The organism is Microbacterium sp. R86528 (assembly GCF_044596335.1).
GTDB classification, from domain to species: domain Bacteria; phylum Actinomycetota; class Actinomycetes; order Actinomycetales; family Microbacteriaceae; genus Microbacterium; species Microbacterium marmarense.
In genome coordinates this window covers 1,394,647-1,415,874 of the sequence record NZ_CP138996.1, presented here as the reverse complement: position 1 = coordinate 1,415,874, position 21,228 = coordinate 1,394,647, and the positions used below count along the sequence as shown (strand labels likewise).

The window sequence follows — 21,228 nt, the reverse complement described above, 5'->3', positions numbered from 1 at the left end:
TTTCGGTGCCGGTAAGTCTGGGGACTATCTTGCCACGACAGAATTCGGTGCCAGAGCCACGGTGATCGCATCGACCACGGAGTCGATCGCTGGAACCAGCTGGTCGGCCGACAATTCGTAGGTCTTCCACGAGCGGCGGTAGGGATCGATCACGTCGTCGTCGGCAGGATCGTCGGGCGGAAAGGCCAGACCCCGTTGCCCAGCAACGTGCGCGGCCATCGCGCGAACGCGGTCGGACGCGGCCGGGCCGGCGGCGTCGGCAGCGGCGCGAATCTGCTCGGGCGTCGTCGATGCGTAGAGTCGCGCGAACTCACGCACGGTGAAGGTTGATCGCAGTCGCGACGGTGCCAGTTCGGCGATATCGCGGCGGTGTTCGCGGGTCATCGCGAGAATCAGGTCGGGGGAGATGAGGTGCTGTTCGGTGAGGAAGCGCGAGCGGTGCGCGGCAGCATCCACTTCGGGAACACCACGCTCTGTTGCAAGGCGCTGCGCCTCGGCGGTCATCTCGGCCGCTGAAAGGCCCCGCGTGCCGGCGCTCGTGACTTGCGGCGAAAAATCGGCGAGCCGGGTGCGCAGCAGTTGCTCTGCCAGGGGGGAGCGGCAGATGTTTCCCGTACAGACCGTCAAGATCTCAAACACGGCGGAACCTTTCGAAGATCGGTAGGTTGGGCGGGTGCCAGATCACTCTATCGACGTCGAGCAGCCCCTCACGCGCGCAGAACTGCGCGCGCAGGGAGGCGCTGCCGAGGCGGAAGCCGCGGCAATGGGCGGCGACTACCGCAGGGCGGCACGCACCGACTGGCGCGAAGGTGGGCGTTCGGTGCGCCGCTGGCGCGAAACCACGCTCGCCGTGGCGTTTCTGTCGTTGGGATTCTTCGCGCTCGGTGCCGCTGCCATCGACACCCTTGTCGACGCGCCGTGGGCGCCGCTCGCATCGGGCGTGCTGCTGTGGGTAGGCATGGCCGTGCCGATCGTGTGGACATTCAGTCGATCGCGGCCGGCGGGGCTGCTGCGCTTTCGTGCGGTCGATCTGCTGTATGCGGTGGTGCTGGGGGTTGCGCTGCGCGTGGTGGCTGGGTGGATCGAAGTGGCGCTCGGCGGCAGCGGGGCTTTTCCGCGCTATACGACCCTTGACGGGTCGCTGGGCAGCCAGTGGCTGGTGACCGATCTGCTGGGCCCGGTGCTCGTTGCGCCGTTGCTCGAAGAGTTCTTCTTTCGCGCGGTGCTGCTGGTGAGCGTCTACACGGTGTTGCGAAGGCCGGTCGGTCGGGTCGCCGCCGGGGTGACCGCCGTGATCGTGAGCAGCGCTGTGTTCATGCTCGTGCATGCGTTCACCGCGCAGCTGGGCACCGGCGTGATTTTGTCGATCGGACTCGTCGGACTGGTGTGTTCGCTGCTCGTAATGCTGACCGGACGCATCTGGGGCGCGGTGCTCGTTCACCTGGTGTTCAACGCGAGTTTCGTGGTTCTCGCGCTCGTGGGCACTTTCTGGACGTGATCTGCATATTCGCGTAGATTCGCGGTTGCGAGCCAAACCCCAAAACGTAACAATCTAGAAACCTTGGCGATTCGCTTTAGTCAGGGGTTTCTCTGTACAGTTGCACAGGAGATCCCCAAGGTCTTGATAGCAGCAGTCAACCCGCGCCGCACCCGGTTTTGCTGATCATTTGGAGCACACATACATGAAAAAATCACTCACCGCCCTGGCAATCGCCGGCGCCCTCGTCTTCTCTGGCGCAGCCGCAACCTCGGCTGCCGCTTACACCCCCGTTGGCCCCTCGGCCCCGGGAATCATCTCAGTCGGCTCTCCCGTCACCTTCACCTTTGACGGCCTGGCTGACTTCAACGGACAGACCCTGACCTTCGTCTTGACGGGTGAGAACGCCAGCGGTGCCACGCTCGCGTCGATGGTCTTCACCTCGACGACGTCGGCTGGTGTCGCCAAGACCGTCGTTGACGGCTCGGTCGACGTCACCGTCACCGTTGCAAGCGAAGGCTCGTACACCCTCACCGGCTATGACGCAGACGGCAACGCTGTTGCAGCCGCGTCGTTCGCTACTTCTGGCGTCGGAACCGACGGCTCAGAGCTGCCCGCAACCGGTGACGAAGACGCGCTGCCCGCAACGGGTGGCGACGCACCGCTCGGCGCTCTCTGGCTCGGCGCTGGCGCACTCGGCCTCGGCGGCATCGCCGTCGCAGCCGGTGTTGCACGTCGCCGTTCGGCTTCGCAGGTCTGAACATAACGAACCACCGAGAAACCCCGGGCACCCAGGTGCCCGGGGTTTCTCGCGTTCGTGCGGGTACTGCTGAGGCGGCGCACGCTGCGTATGCGCGACCGGCTCTCGCCCTGGCGATCGCCGTGGCCGGGTTCACGCTGACGGCGGCGCTGATCGCGTGGTGGCCGTCAGTGCGGCTGCGATGGCAGGTTGATGCCTCTCTTATAGCGATCGCCGACGTTGTTGTGCTGAGTGCGCCGATGATCGCGGCCGCGGTGCTCGCGGGGCGCGTTGCAGCATCCACCCTCTTGTCTGCTCTTGGCCTGCGCCAGTGGCGCGCGCTCGACCTCGTTATCGGCGCCGCGATCGCGTTGGCCGCGCGCGCGGCGGTAGAAATCGTGGCGCCGACCGTGCCCGGCTCATCGGGGTTCTTCAGCGCCGGGCCACTCGGCGCGCCCGTCAACGTGTTCGCTATTGTCGTTGCGCTGACGACAGCCGTGCTGATCTCGCCCGTGGTTGAAGAGGTCTTCTTTCGCGGCCTGCTGCAACGATCGCTCGGCGACCTGCTCGGGTCGCGCGGCGTGATCGCTGGTGTTGTGGTGGTTGCCGTCTCGACCGTCAGCTTCGTCGCGATTCACGCGATCGGGCCGATTGTCGCCGGCGCGACGATGCCGGTTGGAACACTCGTCGGCACCGCGGCGGTGGGAATCGGGTGCGCCACACTCGTGTTCGTCACCGGGCGACTGGGCGGAGCGCTGTGCGCGCACATACTCTTCAATACGCTCGGCGTGGCCATGCTGCTCGCCTGAGCGGCCGGCTCGTCAACGCGCCAGACCGTTGCACGTCTACTATGGCCAAGAGAAAGATCCCGGCTGTGACCCCCAAACCTCCCCACCGATCAAGGGCCCGCATATGACTCGCACGACCCGCGCCACCGTTCGAACCACCGCTGTGCTGGCGGCGCTCACGCTCGGACTGACCGGATGCAGCTCGTTCACCCCGCCCTGGTCTGAACCCACCGCCACGCCCACACCGACACCCACGGCAACAGCCGAGCAGCCGGTGCCGAACGATCTTTCTTCAGGCTCGACCGCGCGTGAAATGGTTGCCGGCCCGCTTGACGTCAGCATCGACTACTGGTCAACGCTGTCGATGGATCAGTGGAATGCGGGCGTGCTCAAGCCGGTGTCGGTGTCGCTCACGACAGAGATCACCCCCGACGACGGCCAGTCGGTGTATCTGCAGCGTGCCACCATGATCGCCACGCCCGCATCGGCCACCGAAACCTTCGACCCGCTCAGCGCACAGATCGACTCGGCCACGACCAGCCCCGGCTATCTCGTGATCGACCCCTACAGCTATACGCAGACCTTCATGGTCGGTGCGGTGCCCGAGGGCGCCACCTATGTGACCCTGCAGTTCACGTATGAGTTCTTGGTGCAGTCGACGCCGACCTCAAGCGACTATGCGAAGCAAACCGCCTCAGAGACGCTCACCGTCGCTATCGCGCCGTAGCGGGTGGCTGTATCGCAATCGTCGTCGTAGCGGGTGCCTGTCGGCTGTCGCGCGGGGGCAGGCGCACCCACCGGTCGCCACCCTGACCCTGCGCCTCGAGCACGGCGTCGTGAGCGAGCGCAGTGAGTTCGTCGTAGGTGTCTGTGCCGACCACCACCGGCACAATGCCAGCGCTGGCAGAGACACGCACGTTGGCGACGCCCGAGGCTTCTTCAGACAGCCGGTTGATCACCAGGCGCACGCGCTCGCGGGTCGACGCGGCCGACTCTGCCACCAGAATCTGCACCCGACCGGGCACCACGCGGCTGAGGTCAGCCTCGGCGCGCACCTCTTGGATGATGATCGTCTCGAAGGTCGAGACGAGTGCGCGGAATGACCAGCCGTTGCTCGCATCGCGCAGATCGTCAAGATCGTCAAGACACAGTTCGATGAAGGTCCAGTCGCTTTCGTCTCTGTGCCTGGCACGAGCCAACCGTTCACGCGCCACGCCCCGCATGAGCGGTTGGGGCATGAATGCGTCGAGCGCCTCGAGAGTGTCAAGCGCCCCAGGGCGCCGATTGGCGTAGAAGAGCAGCGTGACGGTCGCCGTGATGATGAACATCGTCCAGATCATCATGCTGACACGGGTGAATACGACGTCGCCCAGCTCGACGAGAGTGTTGCCCGTCACCAGCGGAAGCACGAAGCCGACAGTGGCAAGGAAAAAGACCAGCCCGCACGCCGCGACGAGAGGCGGAGTATAGAGCGAACCGCGGGTGTCGCCGCTCATCGCTTCGATGGCGAGCACGGCGAGCGCGATTCCGGTGGCGAAGAACGCCGTGCGGAAGGCGAATGCGCCGAACTCAGAGCCGGCGGTCGCCATCAGTACCGCGAAGGTCACAAGGGCTTGCGCGGGGCCCGCCCACGAATAAGCGCGTTTTCGATGCAGTGCGCGCAAACCCGACCACAACAGCAGCGGCATGCCACAGCCGAAGGCCTGGCCCATGGGCAAGACGACAGTATCGAGACCCAGAGCAGTGCCCGCGTACGAGGCATAGACGCCGAGCAGAGAGAAGAACAGCCCGAGCGTCCACAGCATGGTGGGGCGGCCAGAGCGACCGACCAGACCGAGCCAGGTCATCAGGATCACGCACGTCGTGACCACGGTGGTCTGCGCGATGGCAAATTCGCCAGAATTAAGCACTTTGCACACCTGCCTCAGTGGTTGCCGGTGCTGGTTTCAGTGATGCGGTCATCGTTGTGCCGCGCATGGGCTCACTCTCGATCGACAGGCTGCCGCCGTGCTGCTCAATCAGCGACTTGACGATGCCCATGCCCAAACCGGTGCCCTGTACTTCGCTCGTGACGGCTCCCGGCGCCCGGTAGTAGGGGTCGTAGATGCGGTCGACCTCTTCGGCGGTCATGCCCGAACCGGTATCGCTGATGCTCAGCAGCACCTCGTCGTCGGTGGTGGTCACGTAGAGCATCACCTTGCCGCCCTTCGGGGTGTACTTGATGGCGTTGCTCAGCAGGTTGTCGACCAACTGACGCAAGCGGAAGGCATCACCCAGCACGAAGGTCGTGGCGTGCGGGTACCACTCGACAGCGACCGCTTTCGACCCCGCCATCGGCTCGAACGAATCGACCGATTGCGTGACGACCTTCGACAGGTCGGTGGGCACCATCACCAACTCGTCTTTCTGCGCAGAGGCACCCGACTGCAGAATGGCCTCAGACAGCGTCAGCATGCGCTGGCCCGCCATGCTGATCTCGTTGATCTGCTTGTGCGCACGCGCTGGCAGGTCTTCGTCATCGAGCAGAATCTCTGAGAACCCGAGAACCGTGGTGAGTGGGTTGCGCAGTTCATGTGAGATGCGCGCCGTCAGCGTCTGTCGCAGGTTCTCGGCGCGCAGCATCGCGGTGATGTCGTGAGCGATCAGCAGGGCACCGTGTCGGGTGTCTGAGCCGTCATCGCTCGGCACCGAGCGCGCCGTGAGCGAGAGGGCGTGCCACACGCCTGACGCGGTGAACAGCCAGGTGCGGGCATCGTCGAACTGCTCGCCGCGCATCGCACGCTGCAGCGGACGGTTCGCCGCCGGCACGGGCGCACCCCGCAGCGCGTCGTATTCGACCGACGAGGGCGGGGCCGTCAGGTCGGAGGCACGAATGCCGTACAGCGAGCGGTAGGTGTCATTGAACTCGTCGACTTCGCCGTTAGCCGAGATTCGTGCGATGCCCACGTCGATGGTCTCGAGCATCTGTGAGGCATTGCGTTCTTGCCGCTTCGCGCGCGCCAGTGCGTCGTTGAGCTTGCTTGCCTCTCGCACCAGCAGCCTCTTGAACGCTCTGGTCTGCTGCGCCGCGAGGCGGGTGCTGATCGCGATGAACGTGAGCGTGAGGGTGATAACGCTCACCCGCAGCGTGGCATCGGCCGTGCCGGGGGAGCCGATCTCGCTCATCACGACGGTGATGGCGATCACGCCGAGGGCCGAGCCGATTGCGACGAATCCGTAGTGCGTCGCGATCCAGATCACCGGAAAAGCCCACAGGTAGGCGAGGTCGATCGTGGTCTGCGCCGACATCGTGCCTACGGCGATGATGTCGAGAAACGGAATGCTGAGCGCTGCCCACGAGGGCAGCAGACCCCACGGCACGATGAGCGCCAGCGCGGTGATGATCACCATCGCCGAGACGCCCACCGAGAACGTCCACTCGCCCATCGTCTCGGGTTCAACGGCTTGCACGAGCAGCACGATGACGACCACCACGACAGCGAGCAGCAGCTGCGACAGCCAGATGGAGTTGGTGCGTGACTCAAGACGCCGAATTTCTGCCACTATCGCGCTCTCTCAGAAGACATGGCGCGACGAGTGATGGCTCGTGACTGCCGGGCGAAGCGCCGCAACTCTGCAGACGACGAAAAGACCGCGCGCTCGACCACGAGCTCGGGTGGTCGTGTGGGGGCGGTGGGCGGCATCATCTCAGCGTAGGACTTCTGCAGCCGCTCTCTGATCACATCAACATCGAGTGTGGTGCCGCCGAAGTGCAAGACGACGAGCGTGTTCGGTGCCACTCGGCCGATGATCGCGCCCGAGGGCATGACCTCGAGCGTCGCGGTCGTCGCCGCGTGGGTGATGGCCAGCGCCCAGGGGCGGCCGAAAGCGGTGCGGTGCAGTTGGGCGTCAGGAATAGAGATGCCGATGGTGGTGACGGTCGGGCTCATCGCCAGCAGCGCCTCCATCCAATCCGTCAAGGCGCGCGTGTTGACGATGCGCGTTGCGTCGTCGGGGTTCACACCGCGAACGATGAGAATCATGCCCGCGGCCGAGACCGCGACCGTGATCGCAGCGACGATCGTCGCGGGCCCTTGCGTGAGCAGCAACTGCACGTAGAAGTCATCGTTGCCGACGTAGAGCGGCACGATGAGGCGGGCGGCGCAGTACACGCCGTAGACCGTGACCGTGATGCCCACCAGCAGTGCGCCAAGTCGCGGCAGGTGTTCTCGACCCTGATAGCAAGCCGTCGCCGCGATGAGGCTGAACGTCGACAGCGCGACCAGCTTGACGTAATAGCTGGCGTCGACCGAGACATAGACCGTCAGCGCACCGACGCCCAGCGAGACCAGCAGAAACCACATCGCCCAGGTGTGTGTCTTTGCGGTGGCGCGGCGCATGGCGGCGGCGAGCAGCCCGACCGAAAGCGGCATCGTCACGTCGGCAATCACGAGCGGCAGCAGATTCTGCGAGTTCTCGTCTGCCATGGCGTAGGCGAGCGTTGACAGCGTCGCCGACGTGCCGGCGAGCAGAGCGAGCGTGGAAACGCTGACCCACGATGAGCCGACGGGGCGGGCGCCACGCTCAGAAATGACCACCAGCGCCACCGCGGCGCAACAAGCCGCAGTGAGTGCGATCGTGTAGATCGTGACCATCGACGCCCCCGCGCGGTCTCAATTGGCGCCTGACCCGAAGCGCCTTGAGGAAACCTTGGGGGTTTGTTGGGGGCGTATCGGCGAAAAACGAATGCTACGTGCACGTCAGCATAGCAAGATCGTGGTCAGCGGCAATTTCTGCCGCGACACACTTTTCTGAACAGCTGGCTTCCCCAAGGCGCTGGCTTCTCTAACCGAAAGATCACGTCATGACTGACAACATCACCACGAATGCGGTTGCTCCGAAGAACGAGTTGGCGTTGCGTTCACGATCGAGCTCACGTCACAAGGCGACACCGCCGCCGCCGCCGGTCGAAGAAGACGATCACGCTTTTCCCGAAGACTTCGAATCAGTCTTCGATCACGCGTCGACGCAGCGCTCGACCATTGGCTGCGTGATTCCCGCGTACAACGAAGAAGAGTCAATCGCCGAGGTGATCGAAGGCCTGCTGGCGCAGACCCGCGTGCCCGACGTGATCCACGTGGTGGTCAACAACACCAGCGACCGCACGGTTGCCATCGCGGCTAAGTATGCGGGGCCCCACGAGGTCTCGACGCCGCTCGGTGAGCAGTTCACCGAGGTGTTCGTGCACGACATCGGAAAGAACCCCGACAAGAAGGTCGGTGCGCTCAACTACGGCTACGCGCTCGTCGAGGGTTACGACTACCTGCTCGGTGTCGACGGTGACACCATCGCCGAGATCCACGCGGTAGAAAACCTCGAGACCGAGATCATCGCAGACACCCGCATCGGCGGCATCTCGGCGATCTACAGCATCGACAACTCGAAGTTCAAAGGCCTCGCGTCGTTTCTGATCACCGGGCAGCGCTCGCAGTTCGCCGCGTTCAACCTGCAGAACCTGCTGCGCGGCCGCAACATGGCCGTTCTCGGCGGTCAGTTCTCGCTGTTCGCCACCCAAGCGCTGCGCGAGGTCATGGTCGAGAACCGCCAGTCGACACCGTGGGTGAAAGACAGTGAGGTCGAAGACTCGCTGCTCTCGCTGCAGATCAAGAGCGCGGGCTACCTCACGAAGATCAGCCCCGTGTCGCGCGCCGACGTGGGTGGCATGACCACGCTTCGCGGCCTCGACGCCCAGCAGGTGAAGTGGACGTACGGCGCAATCGAGCTGATGTGGCCGGGGCAGCGCGGCGACACCAAGGGACAGCCATTCCACCCCAACCTGCGCATTCGCTGGTTCGAGAACCTCGGCATGCTCACGAACATCTTCGTTCGCTTCGCGTTCGCGCTGCTGCTCGCTGGCTCGCTCTCACTGAACGCCTTCGTCTTCTCGCCAATCTGGCTGATTCCGGTGATCGTCGCGATTCTGCTCAACCTGCGCATGGCGATGACCATGTATTCGCGCACCTACAAAGACATACTCTTCGCGCTGCTGTTCGTGCCGGCCGAGATGTATATGTGGATCAGAATGGCGCACTTCATTCGCGCATGGACCAGGTTCTTGTCAAAGAAGAAGGTCGACAACTGGGCCATGCAGGCCAAGGCTGAGAAGGGCTCGGGCGGACTCGGGCACTGGATGCCGCTGTTCATCGCCATCGCCGTGCTGGCCGCCGTCGCCGCGGTGTGGATGATGCTCGGCCCGGCTGCGCAGTCGACCCTGCTATGGATCGGCTGGCCGATCGTCGGAGTAGTCACGGTGCTGCAGACGCTGCAGATGTTCCTGCGCCTGATCCGCCGCCAGCACGGCTACAAGGTCTAAGCGCCCAGTTGGCCGTCGCGCTGCGGTGATGCCTGTTCGGCCGTGAGCCGATAACCGACGCCCCGCACGGTCTCGATGTATCGAGGCTGTGTGGGGCTGTCGCCGATTTTGCGCCGCAGGTTGGTCATATGCGCTTCGATGGCGCGCTTATCAGCATCCCCCACGAAATACGACGTGACATAGGACTCACCGCGCAACAGCAGCGTGAGATCTGCTTTGCTGCGCACGCGGCGACGCGAATGAAGCAAAGCAGCCAGTAGATCGAACTCGGTGCGGGTGAGATCGATCTCTCGGTTGTCGATCAGGACGATGCGGCTATCGACGTCGAGCTGCAGATTGCGGTGCGTGAGCCAATCGCCCTCGGCCAGATGTGCGCCGTTGGCGTCAGCTGCTGGCGACTCATCGCCCTCCCACACGGCATCGGAGGAGTCTTCGGCAATCACCCACTCCGCGTTCTCGTTCGCCACCGGCGCGGCGGGTCGTGTGGGCGCTGGGGGTGCGGTCGGCGCAGTGCGTGGCGTGGGGAAAGACGGGCCAGCCGTCTCCTGGGTGCGAATCGACGGCGGCTGCACCGCAAGCGTCGCCCGCGGGCGACGCATGAGAGCCTCAACACGCGCGCGAAACTCACGTGGACGGAACGGCTTGATCAGGTACTCGTCAGCGCCAGCGGTGAGACCCATGACGATGTCGGCCTCGTCGCCAAGGCCCGAGATCATGATGATGTGCGTTTCGCTCTGCTCGCGAATGCGGCGGGCAGCCTCGATGCCGTCCATGCCGGGCATGTTCACGTCGAGCGTTGTGATCATCGGCTTGTACGAGAGCACGGCACGAATGCCGTCGATGCCGTTACCGACTGAGACGGTTGAGAACCCTGCGGCTTCGAGCACCTCACTCAATAGGTGGCGCAAGCCGGGATCATCTTCGATGATCACAGCTGTGCGTGTTTCTGAAGGAACTTCAGTCATTCGCGGGGGTCCTATCTCACCGTGGGGATCGGCAGAGTTTTCGAGAAACATGACAGTTGTTCGAGGTTGAATTGTTGCACAGACCAGGAACTGTCTGGGGCGTCATCATGGAACTACCTGGCGAGTCAGCTCGACGGCGGCTGCCGGCCACCAGTCTCCGGCGGCCGGGCCGCCGTTGCACGTGCCGTCGCTTTCGCCAGGGGGCTTCACCCACAGATTGGTGTCGACGACGTCGTCGCCGTAAGTCGCAGGCGCCTCGCCGATGAGCCGGCGGGGAGGGTTGCACCACGCGCCGGTCGATCCCGCTCCGCTTCGCGAGGTATCGACCACAGCGTGTGCGCCATCTAAGAGCGCCGACAATTCTGCGGCGTAGCGCACCTCGTCATCGAGGCTGTTGTAGTTGGAGACGTTCGTGGCGAACCCGCGCACGCCATCACTGCCGATCTGACTGATCATGGCTGCCATCTCAGACGCCGGCAGCCAATTGGAATGGCCCCCGTCGACATAGAGCCATACGTTCTCGCCGATGAGAACGTCGGTCGCGCCACTCAGCTGCTCGATGCGCTCGGCAACATTGCCACACTCGGGCGCGAGAGCCAGCGAATCGGGCTCGAGCACGATGATCGTCTTCACCTCGGGAGAGTCAGCCAGCGCGAGCGCGATCTGCTCGGTCCACAGTGCGTAGTCTTCGGGGTCGAGGCCGCCCGCCGAGTACTGACCGCAATCGCGCTCGGGCAAACCGTAGATGACCAGGGTGGCGGCAGCATCCGCCCGCTTTGCCTCGCCGAGTAGCTCTGAGGTGAGCTCGCGCACCGACTCGAGCGGATAGCTCTCGGGCGTGAGCCAGATCGCAGTGGGCACATCGGCAAGATAGGTGGCAGCCGCCACCGCATCAGGATCGCTCTCGAGCATCGACGCAGTTCGCGCTTTGCTGTCTTCGTCGACCAGCAGCGCTTCGCCCGGCGACGGTGGTGCGGGCTCAGTCAAGTTGGCCACGCTGATGCCCAATCCGATCAGCATCACGAGCACAGCGGCGATCACCGCGCCGATGATGATGCTCACGCGCGGGCGTCGCTCGCGTCGCGGTTTGGCCGTGGCGTGCATATAGCGTAAGCTCTCCCTTTGGTGCCTTTGTCATGCTGGCTAGGTGCCGCGAACGTGAGCCCTCCACTGGTGCGTTTACCCTCGTGCTTCGAGCGTAAACCCCCCGGAGTGGGATTCACGAACCTCTCCGTTCGATCAAGAAAGCAGCACTACTGTGACGCGCACTTATACCCCCAAGGCTGGCGAGATCCAGCGCGAATGGCTCATCATTGATGCACAGGACATCATTCTGGGCCGTCTCGCATCGCACGCCGCCACGCTTCTGCGTGGAAAGCACAAGCCCACCTTCGCAAACCACGTTGACACGGGTGACTTCGTCATCATCATCAACGCTGAGAAGGTCGCCATGTCGGGCCAGAAGCTCGAGCAGAAGAAGGCGTACCGCCACTCGGGTTACCCGGGCGGCCTCTCGTCGGTCACCTACGGTGAGCTTCTCGAGAAGAACCCGGTTCGCGCTGTGGAGAAGGCCGTTCGCGGCATGCTCCCCAAGAACAGCATCGGGCGCCAGCAGCTGACGAAGCTGAAGGTCTACCGCGGTGCTGAGCACCCTCACGCGGCTCAGCTGCCCAAGACGTACACCCTCGACCAGGTCGCCCAGTAAGCGCCGAAGACTGACTAAGGACTAACTCGTGGCGAAGATCGAAGAAACCACCGAAACCAACTACTCGACCGAGACCCCGGTTGACGAAACTGCCGAAGCAGCTGCAGCACGCCCCGTGCTCAGCGTTCCCGGTGCAGCCGTCGGCCGTCGCAAGCAGGCCATTGCCCGCGTGCGCATCGTTCCCGGCTCGGGCACCATCACCGTCAACGGGCGCACGCTCGAAGACTACTTTCCGAACAAGCTCCACCAGCAGCTGATCAACGACCCGTTCACGGTTCTGCAGCTCGGCGGCGCGTACGACGTGATCGCACGCATCTCGGGTGGTGGCCCCTCGGGTCAGGCCGGCGCACTGCGTCTTGGCATCGCCCGTTCGCTCAACGGAGTTGACGAAGAGAACAACCGCGCCACCCTCAAGAAGGCTGGCTTCCTCTCGCGTGACGCACGCGTCAAGGAGCGCAAGAAGGCTGGACTCAAGAAGGCGCGTAAGGCTCCTCAGTACTCGAAGCGCTAAGCGCTCGATGCCGCTGTTTGGCACGGACGGCGTGCGGGGGCTGGCCAACGGCCCCCTCACCGCCGAACTCGCGCTTTCCCTGGCCCAGGCGACTGCTGTCGTGCTGGGCCAGGGTCGTTCCGCCGACGCACGTCGCGCTGAAGGCAAACGCCTCACCGCCGTCGTCGCGCGCGACCCCCGCATTTCGGGCGAATTCATCTCTGCCGCAGTCGAAGCAGGGCTCGCCTCATCAGGTGTCGATGTGTTGGATGCTGGTGTCTTGCCGACCCCTGCCGCCGCGTACCTGATCGCAGACATCGACGCCGACTTCGGTGTGATGGTCTCTGCCTCGCACAACCCCGCCCCCGACAACGGGATCAAGATCTTTGCCCGCGGCGGTGTGAAGCTCCCCGACGTGGTTGAGCAGCGCATCGAAGCCGCCATGGGCGGCGACAAACTGCAGCCCACCGGCGCCGCAGTCGGACGCATTCGTCGCTTCGCTGACGCAGAAGACCGCTACGTCGTGCACCTGCTCGCATCGCTGCCACACAGCCTCGACGGGCTGCACGTCGTGCTTGACTGCGCGCACGGCGCCGCATCGGGAGTGTCACCCGAAACCTTCCGCGACGCAGGCGCCCGCGTGACCGTGATCGGTGCTGACCCCGACGGCCTCAACATCAACGACGGTGTCGGATCGACCTATTTGAATGTGCTCTCAGAAGCCGTCGTTGCCGCGGGAGCCGATGTCGGCATCGCCCACGACGGCGACGCCGACCGCTGCCTGGCCGTTGACGCTGCCGGCAACGTGGTCGACGGCGACCAGATCATGGCAATTCTCGCTGTCGCGATGAAAGAGCGCGGCGCGCTTGTCGAAGACACGCTCGTCACCACGGTGATGAGCAACCTCGGATTGCATCGCGCCATGCAGGCCCACGGCATTCGTGTCGAGACGACCGCGGTCGGTGACCGCTATGTGCTCGAGCGCATGAACGAAGGTGGCTACTCGCTGGGCGGCGAGCAGTCTGGGCACGTCATCATGAGCGAGTTCGCCACCACCGGCGACGGCCTGCTGACCGGGCTTCACCTGGTCGCAGAGATGGCCCGCACCGGCAAGACGATGGCAGAGCTCGCCTCGGTCATGACGGTGTTTCCGCAGGTGCTCATCAATGTGCGCGACGTCGACCGCGACGGAGTGAAGACAGATGAGGTCGTGCAAGACGCCGTAGCGCAAGCCACGGCACGCCTCGGGCTGACCGGCCGCGTGCTGTTGCGCGCTTCGGGCACCGAGCCACTGGTGCGCGTGATGGTCGAAGCAGAATCGGCTGAGGTTGCCGCCGAAATCGCCGAGGGCCTCGCCGCTATCGTGGCGGACCGACTCGCGCTGTAGGTCGGTCGCGCTGTGCGGCGCTGGTCGCTGTAGGTCGCTCGCGCTGTTGAGCGCTGGTCGCTGGGGGCGGGTGCTCTTTGGCCATGACTTGACGCTGTTGGGTTGTACGCCGTTCGGCGCGCGCTCGTGTCGGCGGTGTCGAGTAGCAACGACGAAGGGCACGCTCTCAGTAGAGAGCGTGCCCTTCGACTATCGCGTCAGACTATGCGCGGCGCTTGCGAGAGGTCACGAGCATCGAGCCGCCGGCGAACAGGCCGACCGCTGCCAGCGCGCCAAACGGCACCAGCCAGGCGTTGTCACTGCCCGTGGCGGGCAAAACGCCGCTGGTGGGCGTCGGCGTTGCGGTGGGCGTCACCGATGACGTCGGTGTCGGTGTGACCGTCGGGCTCACCGTCGGAGTCGGCGTGACCGTCGGGCTCACCGTCGGAGTCGGAGTCGGAGTCGGAGTCGGAGTCGGCGTGGGTGTCGGCGTCGGCGTGGGAGTCGGTGTTGGCGTCGGTGAGGGTGTCGGGCATCCGATCACGGTGATCGCCGGATTGGGGTAGGACACCAGACCAGAGGTCCACTCGGGCTCACCCTGCGGAGTTGTCGAGGCGTACGCGATTGCGCTCGCCAGGGGGAGGTCGTCGCAGTCGTAGCCCTGCAGGGTGGTGGAGTAGGTCCACGTCTCACCCGGGTAGTAGGTGCGCGGGCCGAAGTCGTAGGGAGTGCCATCGGGGGCATTCACCGTTGCCCAGCCATAGACAGTCACGTCAGAGGTGTTCTGGGTGTTTACCGTGACGTCAACCGAACCCGAGTTGGAGAAGTCAAGTCGCACGGTGGCAACACCGCTGACCTCGTCAATACCGGCTGCGAGAGCCGGAGCGGCGATAAGTGCGCCGACGCCAAGCGCAAGAGCGGCCGTTGCGGCAACGTATTTGACCCGAGTTTTCATGCGATCTCCCCAAAGATGATGACGGAGAAATCGTGATGGCTTGCAGGACTGCGCGGCAGGGCGCATCACGACGGCGACAGCGCCCTCTCCTGCCCACCACGCTAGCAGATAGCGGCACAGCAACTCGACGAAGGGCGCTGCGGAGGCAGTCGAGCGAACTTTAGCCCCTCGACCGGCGCGCACGAATCGCTTTGGCGCGGGTTTGTCCAAGGTTTCGCTCAGTTTGAGCACAATGCTCAGTAAAGATGGGGTGCAGGCGAACAATACAGTGTTTCGCTCGGTATTTTGGTTTGCATTCTGAGCAATTTGGCAAGTATTCTGCTCTGGTGGCAGTTCCAGGCCACCGGGGCGGGGGCGGGTCAGTCATGCAGCATGCAGCAGGCGACCGCGTTCACAACAGGATCGCTCGTGCCCGAACACGAGCGATCCGTTTCTATTCAGAGTGAACTAAGGGGATTTGCGTGAGCAATCAACGCGAGCAACAGACTTCAGCGATACGCAAGGTCGTCGCCACGAGCGCGGCTGCCGCGCTCGCGCTTACCGGCGTCGTGGCATCTGCTGCGCCCGCGCTCGCAGCGACCGGCGCCATCAGCGGTGTCGCATATCGCGACTTCAACGGAAACGGCGTGCGCGACATTGGCGCTCCCGAAGACGGCGAACAGACTGACGTCGGCATCGCAGGCGTCAGCGTCGTCGCTTACGACGTTTATGGCACCCAGCTCGGTGACACCGTCATCACTGATGATGCTGGTGAATACACGCTCGACACCTCAGCGGTCGCCGACGGCACCGCCGTGCGGGTTGAGTTCACCGAGCTGCCCGAGGGCTACGCTGCATCGTTCGCTGGTGACGACAACGGCACCACGGTGCAGATGACAGTGGCCGGCGCCGAAGACGTCGACCTGATGATCAACCACCCCGACGACTTCGCACAGGCGAACGCCCCCACATTCACCGCGATTCAGACCGCGGGCCTTTCCAGCGGCCAGACCTCAGGCGACGCGGCGATCGTCGGCTTGCCCTGGGGGGCGGCCAACAACAACGCTCCGAGCTACCCCGACCGCACGACGGTCGCCACCATCGGGCAAGTGGGATCAGTGTGGGGCTTGGCCTTTGACCAGACCGCGAACGAACTGTATGCCTCAGCGACATACAAGCGCCAGGCAGGTCTCGGACCGCTGGGTATTGACGGCATCTACAAGATGACGAACATCCTCACCGAATCGGGCGAGATGACCGGCGCCACCACGGTGGAAAACTGGCTCGAGCTTGCCGACCTCGGCATTGACGTAGGTGCCGTGTCGAGCGACAGCGATCGTGGCCTAGGGGAATCGAATCTGCCCAGCGCAGACGTCGACGCGTTCGCAAACGCTGGAAAGGTGGGCATTGGTGGCATCACCGTCGCCCCTGACAACAACAGCCTCGTGATCGTCAACCTTTACGATCGCGACCTCTATGTCTTGGATATCACCGACGGGTCGACTCCGACTTCGGCAGTTGCTGTGGACTTCTCGTCCGTTCTTGACGACGACCAGCGTCCCTGGGCGATTTCGTCCTATCGTGGCGACATCTATGTGGGGTACGTCGACACCACCGGCGACGCGCTCGGTCAGTCTGCAGCCGAAGCCGAGCTCAACGCGTATGTCGTGAAAGCGCCATTTGAAGACGTCGTCGCCGGAACCGCCACGTGGAGCAACGTGCTGACCGCTGACCTTGGGTACACCAAGGGCAACGTGGCAACGGGCTGGGGAGGCGGCGGCAGTTGGCCGACCACCGAGCCGCAGATCATGCGGTGGAACACCTGGACAGACCAGTGGACATGGGACGGAACGACGAACCCGACCGCTGACGCTTCAGTAGGGCTCACGAGCAACTGGGGCAACGTGCAGCTCTACCCGCAGGCTGTTCTGACCGGGCTGGCATTCGACACTGAAGGCTATCTCTCGCTCGGTTTCACGGACCGTACTGCGATCCAAAGTGGCAACCGCAACTATCCGGCCATCGATGGCGTTACCGGCCAGTACTTCGAGACGTTGGCGAGCGGTGACTTGTTGATCGCAGCACCAGAAGACGACGGAACCTTCACGCTCGAGGATGACGGATTCGTGGGCGACCGCGAATCCGTCACGCCTGACTCGAACACCGAAGGGCCGTCAGGTGACGACACCCGCGAGTTCTTCAACGACGGCCAAAACCTCGGTGCAGCCTCTTCGATCCACAAGGACGCTGCTCTCGGCGCTGTCGTTACCTACCCAGGTGTTGCTGAGGTGCAATCGACGATGTATGACCCGCTGGACGGCATCCGCCTGGCCGGCGTCACGTGGTTCGATGCGATTGACGGCAGCGCCGACCGCGGATACGAGCACACCGAAGACACCGCCTCAACGCGGACATCGAGCACATTCCAGAAGGGTGGCGGTCTTGGTGGACTCGCCATCGCTCTGCTGCCGCCGCCCGCTGAAATCGGCGACCGTGTGTGGTTTGACGCCGACCAGAACGGCCGCCAAGACGCTGACGAGCCCTCGATCGCCGGCGCTCCGGTATCGCTCTACCTCGCAGACGCCAACGGCAACCCGACCGGCGACGCGCTCTCGAGCACAACGACCGATGAGTTCGGCGAGTACTACTTCAACAGCGCACTGTGGGCAGACCGCTTCACCGACCCGGCAGCAGACCTCGTGGTCGTGTTCGGTCAATTGGACGCTGATGCTGACGTGGACTTCGTCTGGGGCGACGTGCCCGAGATCGACGCGATCACCGGGCTGACCTGGAGCGACCTGACGTTCACCGATCAGAGCACCGACGTCGCCACGACGTTGAACGACTCGAACGCCGACACCACGACCGGTGAAGCGCCGGTCAGCGTGCTGGGTGCAGGCATGAACGATCACACGATCGACGCCGGATTCGTCTCTGACGTGACGATCGGTGTCGCCAAGGAGCTTTCGGAAGACAGCGCTGCGGCAGCATCCGGTCAGACATTCGAGATCTCAGTGACCGTCGAGGACTTCCGCGGCGACGCACTGCCAGACAGCCCGTATGTGTTCGACCTTGCCGCCGATGGCTCGGATGAATTCAACATTCCGGCATTCGGAACCATCACGAAGGTCACCGAGACCAACGGTGCCGAGTTCGACTTCGCGGTGAGCCCCACCCTGCCCGCGGCGGGCGTCGATGGTCTCGACATCACGGTTACCAACACGATCACCACGTACGCCGTGGGTGACTATGTGTGGATTGACGAAGATCGCGACGGTCTGCAGGATGACGGCGAGGCGCCGCTTGCCGGCGTTGCCGTTCGCCTGCTCGATGGCGAGGGCAACCCCGTGCTCGATGCCGATGACGAACCCGTTGTCACCACGACCGACGCCGACGGTTTCTACCTGTTCGACGACCTCATGGCCGGCGACTACCAGGTGGAGTTCGCGCTGACCGAAGAGCAGTCGCAGAGCTACATCTTCACGCAGCCTGCCGCGGACGGCATCGCCGAGAACTCCGACGCGACGCCCACCGAAGCCAGCCGCTTCGTCGGCCGCAGTGACGTCTTCACGCTCGACGCTGACAACGAGCAGCTCGTGGCGTCGGACGACTACACCACCGCAACTGTGAACGCGACGGCTGGAATCGACCCGACGTGGGATGCCGGTGTGATCACCCGCACCTACGCCGTCGGTGACGTCGTATGGCTCGACAACGACCGCGATGGGTCACAGGGCGAGAGCGAAGCGCCGGTTGCCGGCGTGTCGGTTGCACTGCTTGACGGCGAAGGCGAGCCCGTGCTCGGCGCCGACGGCGAACCGCTGATCGCGGTCACCGACGACGACGGTCGCTACCTCTTCGACGAGCTTGAAGCGGGCGAGTACCAGGTGCAGTTCACGCTGACTGAACAGCAAGAGCAGACCTACCGCTTCACCACTCAAGACGCCGACGGCGTTGCCGACAGCGACAACAGCGACCCTGTGGTGAGCACCGGCCGCACCGCGCCGTTCACGCTGGGCCCCGACAGCACCCTGGTGCCTGCCGCGTCGTACGAGTTCGGTGACGTTCTTGCCACTGAGGGTATTGACCCGACGTGGGATGCGGGGTTGTTCTCGAAGACGTATGCCGTGGGTGATTACGTGTGGATTGATGAGAACCGTGATGGTGTGCAGGATGCTGATGAGCTGGTGCTCGAAGGTGTCACGGTCAACCTGTATGGCGTAGGCACTGAGGTGCTTGCCACGACGACCACCGACGAGAACGGTCTGTATCTGTTCGACGCGCTGGCGCCGGGTAGTTACCGGGTGGAGTTCGTGCTGACGAGTGATCAGGCTGCGATCTATACGTTCACCACTGATGTGGCGGGCGATGACGTAGCCGCAGACTCGAACGCGAATGACACGGCGGGTGCCGACTTTGGCTTCAGCACGTTGTTCACGCTCGGTGACGACAACGAGCAGCTGGTTGCCAGTGCTGCGTATGTCGATGCTGATCTCATCGCCACCGAGGGTATCGACCCGACGTGGGATGCGGGTGTGGTGCGCAAGAAGGTCTCGGTCGGCGACTACGTGTGGCTCGACGCTGACGGCGACGGCGTGCAGGGAACCAGCGACGCGGAGACCCCGATCGAGGGCGTCAAGCTCGTGCTGACCGGTCCTGACGGCAACCCTGTCGTCGACATCGACGGCAACGAGGTTGCGCCGGTGTTCACTGACGAGAACGGTTTCTATGAGTTCGTGAACCTGCCGGCATTGCCTGAGGGCGAGTCATACACGGTCACGATCGATCAGGACGACGCATCCACGATCGAGGCATTGACTGAGCTTCGCCCCGTACCGGCTGGTGCTGGTGACGATTCGGCGCTTGATTCGAGCACGTGGACCGAAGACTCGGGCGATCTGGTCAACAACGGTGATCGTGACAGCACGCTCGATTTCGGTTTCATGCCTCGCACCTATGCGATCGGTGATGTGGTGTGGATTGATGAGAACCGTGATGGTGCGCAGAGCGATGGTGAGCTGCCTCTTGCGGGTGTGACGGTGACGTTGCTTGATGCGATCGGCATGCCTGTCGAGGGTGTGGACCCGGTTGTGACTGACGAGAACGGTCTGTACCTGTTCGACGAGCTGGCTCCGGGCGAGTACCGCGTCGAGTTCACGCTGACCGACGACCAGAAGGCGCTCTACACGTTCACTGAACGTGAAGCAGCAGTCGGTGGCGTGGAAGGCGACTCGAACGCTGACGCAGAAGGACGCTCGTCGACCATCACCCTGGGTGAGGGTTCGGACGCACTCGACCCGCAGTACGGTGACCAGGAATTCGTCGCTACCGAGGGTGTTGACCCGACGTGGGATGCCGGTGTGATTCGCAAGAAGGTCTCAGTAGGTGACTACGTGTGGCTGGATGCTGACCGCGACGGCGTGCAGGGAAGCAGCCCACTCGAAACCCCCATTGAGGGTGTGAAGCTGGTGCTGACCGGTCCTGACGGCAACCCTGTTGTCGATATCGACGGCAACGAGGTTGCGCCGGTGTTCACCGACGAGAACGGTTTCTATGAGTTCGTGAACCTGCCGGCGCTGCCTGAGGGTGAGTCATACACAGTCACGATCGATCAGGAAGACGCATCCACCATCGAGGCGTTGACCGAGCTTCGCCCGGCACCGGCTGGTGCTGGCGATTCGGCCACGGACTCGAGTGACTGGACGGCAGCTTCGGGCGACCTCACCGACAACGGCGACCACGATGGCACGCTCGATTTCGGTTTCATGCCCCGTACCTACGCGATCGGTGACATCGTATGGATCGATGCCGATAAGGATGGCGAACAAGACAGCAACGAGCACACCCTTGATGGGGTGGGCGTGACGTTGTACAACTCCGAGGGCACGGTAGTGGCAACCACCACGACCGATGACAACGGGTTGTACATGTTCGACAACCTGATGGCTGGTGAGTACACGGTGAAGTTCACGCTGACCGATGCTCAGCAGAAGATCTACGCGTTCACCACGCAGGGCACCGGATCGGCAACGGACTCCGATGCTGATATCTCTTCGGGGCTGACTGCCACGATCGTGCTCGGTGAGGGCAACACCTCGCTGACGCTCGATTACGCAGCAGGTACCGTGATGGCCACCGAGGGTATCGACCCGACGTGGGATGCCGGAGTGATCGTGCTCGACGTCGCAGAAACGCCCGACACCCCGACGATCGGCGAACTGCCGCTGACAGGTTCAACGTTCGCAGCGTGGGGCCCGATCGCGCTGGCGCTGTCGATCCTGCTGTTCCTCGTCGGTGGATGGATGCTGCTGCTTCGCCGCCGCACCCACACCGCCTAGCCGGTGACAGCCGAGAGGCCGTGACGCAAAACCGGGCCCGTGCATCATGCACGGGCCCGGTTTGCTGTTGGTGC

Annotated in this window: 16 protein-coding genes; 9 read left to right on the top strand and 7 right to left on the bottom strand. The window is 63.8% G+C overall.

Going from position 1 to position 21,228, the window contains the following annotated elements; translation table 11 throughout:
• Window positions 1–24: 24 nt before the first annotated feature.
• The gene (locus SJY18_RS06695) at window positions 25–639 is read right to left on the bottom strand and encodes a low molecular weight phosphatase family protein (RefSeq protein WP_396668814.1); all 615 of its coding nucleotides are present in this window, start codon (window positions 637–639) and stop codon (window positions 25–27) included.
• Between the two features lie 34 nt (window positions 640–673).
• On the opposite strand from SJY18_RS06695, the gene SJY18_RS06690 reads away from it, so the two are divergent.
• The 4 genes from SJY18_RS06690 (at window position 674) to SJY18_RS06675 (ending at window position 3,731) form a co-directional block, all read left to right on the top strand.
• On the top strand, window positions 674–1,498 hold the full coding sequence (locus SJY18_RS06690) for a lysostaphin resistance A-like protein (RefSeq protein WP_396668813.1): 825 nt from the start codon (window positions 674–676) through the stop codon (window positions 1,496–1,498).
• A gap of 184 nt (window positions 1,499–1,682) precedes the next feature.
• A complete protein-coding gene (locus SJY18_RS06685; RefSeq protein ID WP_396668812.1) occupies window positions 1,683–2,237 on the top strand; it encodes a hypothetical protein in 555 nt (184 codons plus the stop codon).
• A gap of 35 nt (window positions 2,238–2,272) precedes the next feature.
• Window positions 2,273–3,025 (top strand): type II CAAX prenyl endopeptidase Rce1 family protein, encoded by a 753-nt coding sequence (locus SJY18_RS06680; RefSeq protein ID WP_396668811.1) that lies wholly within the window; start codon window positions 2,273–2,275, stop codon window positions 3,023–3,025.
• A 103-nt stretch (window positions 3,026–3,128) separates the two neighbouring features.
• Complete coding sequence (locus SJY18_RS06675; RefSeq protein WP_337338459.1) at window positions 3,129–3,731, top strand: hypothetical protein; 603 nt, start codon at window positions 3,129–3,131, stop codon at window positions 3,729–3,731.
• On the opposite strand, the gene SJY18_RS06670 is transcribed toward SJY18_RS06675, so the two are convergent.
• Genes SJY18_RS06670 through SJY18_RS06660 form a run of 3 tightly spaced genes read right to left on the bottom strand, consistent with a single transcriptional unit; the run spans window position 3,718 to window position 7,638 of the window.
• Window positions 3,718–4,914, bottom strand: coding sequence for a hypothetical protein (locus SJY18_RS06670; RefSeq protein WP_396668810.1), 1,197 nt, complete (start codon window positions 4,912–4,914; stop codon window positions 3,718–3,720). The two genes, SJY18_RS06675 and SJY18_RS06670, sit on opposite strands and share 14 nt — an antisense overlap.
• A complete protein-coding gene (locus tag SJY18_RS06665; RefSeq protein ID WP_396668809.1) occupies window positions 4,907–6,547 on the bottom strand; it encodes a sensor histidine kinase in 1,641 nt (546 codons plus the stop codon). The genes SJY18_RS06670 and SJY18_RS06665 overlap by 8 nt, the downstream gene beginning before the upstream one ends.
• On the bottom strand, window positions 6,547–7,638 hold the full coding sequence (locus SJY18_RS06660; protein WP_396668808.1) for a hypothetical protein: 1,092 nt from the start codon (window positions 7,636–7,638) through the stop codon (window positions 6,547–6,549). The genes SJY18_RS06665 and SJY18_RS06660 overlap by 1 nt, the downstream gene beginning before the upstream one ends.
• 209 nt (window positions 7,639–7,847) lie before the next feature.
• Here SJY18_RS06660 and SJY18_RS06655 point away from each other — a divergent pair, with 209 nt between their 5' ends.
• The gene (locus SJY18_RS06655) at window positions 7,848–9,356 is read left to right on the top strand and encodes a glycosyltransferase (RefSeq protein ID WP_396668807.1); all 1,509 of its coding nucleotides are present in this window, start codon (window positions 7,848–7,850) and stop codon (window positions 9,354–9,356) included.
• Here SJY18_RS06655 and SJY18_RS06650 read toward each other — a convergent pair.
• Together SJY18_RS06650 and SJY18_RS06645 are read right to left on the bottom strand one after the other, a co-directional pair.
• Window positions 9,353–10,321: a response regulator transcription factor gene (locus tag SJY18_RS06650; protein WP_396668806.1), complete on the bottom strand. Its 969-nt coding sequence runs from the start codon at window positions 10,319–10,321 to the stop codon at window positions 9,353–9,355. The two genes, SJY18_RS06655 and SJY18_RS06650, sit on opposite strands and share 4 nt — an antisense overlap.
• A 105-nt stretch (window positions 10,322–10,426) precedes the next feature.
• Window positions 10,427–11,383: a glycoside hydrolase family 6 protein gene (locus SJY18_RS06645; RefSeq protein ID WP_396668805.1), complete on the bottom strand. Its 957-nt coding sequence runs from the start codon at window positions 11,381–11,383 to the stop codon at window positions 10,427–10,429.
• A 196-nt stretch (window positions 11,384–11,579) separates the two neighbouring features.
• On the opposite strand from SJY18_RS06645, the gene rplM reads away from it, so the two are divergent.
• Genes rplM through glmM form a run of 3 tightly spaced genes read left to right on the top strand, consistent with a single transcriptional unit; the run spans window position 11,580 to window position 13,903 of the window.
• Complete coding sequence (rplM, locus tag SJY18_RS06640; protein WP_337338466.1) at window positions 11,580–12,026, top strand: 50S ribosomal protein L13; 447 nt, start codon at window positions 11,580–11,582, stop codon at window positions 12,024–12,026.
• Between the two features lie 28 nt (window positions 12,027–12,054).
• On the top strand, window positions 12,055–12,537 hold the full coding sequence (rpsI, locus tag SJY18_RS06635) for a 30S ribosomal protein S9 (protein ID WP_337338467.1): 483 nt from the start codon (window positions 12,055–12,057) through the stop codon (window positions 12,535–12,537).
• Between the two features lie 7 nt (window positions 12,538–12,544).
• Window positions 12,545–13,903, top strand: a complete 1,359-nt coding sequence (gene glmM, locus SJY18_RS06630; RefSeq protein WP_396668804.1) for a phosphoglucosamine mutase — start codon at window positions 12,545–12,547, stop codon at window positions 13,901–13,903.
• 202 nt (window positions 13,904–14,105) lie between these two features.
• On the opposite strand, the gene SJY18_RS06625 is transcribed toward glmM, so the two are convergent.
• A complete protein-coding gene (locus SJY18_RS06625) occupies window positions 14,106–14,837 on the bottom strand; it encodes an LPXTG cell wall anchor domain-containing protein (protein WP_396668803.1) in 732 nt (243 codons plus the stop codon).
• Window positions 14,838–15,298: 461 nt separating this feature from the next.
• Here SJY18_RS06625 and SJY18_RS06620 point away from each other — a divergent pair, with 461 nt between their 5' ends.
• The gene (locus SJY18_RS06620; protein WP_396668802.1) at window positions 15,299–21,154 is read left to right on the top strand and encodes an SdrD B-like domain-containing protein; all 5,856 of its coding nucleotides are present in this window, start codon (window positions 15,299–15,301) and stop codon (window positions 21,152–21,154) included.
• Window positions 21,155–21,228: the final 74 nt, after the last annotated feature.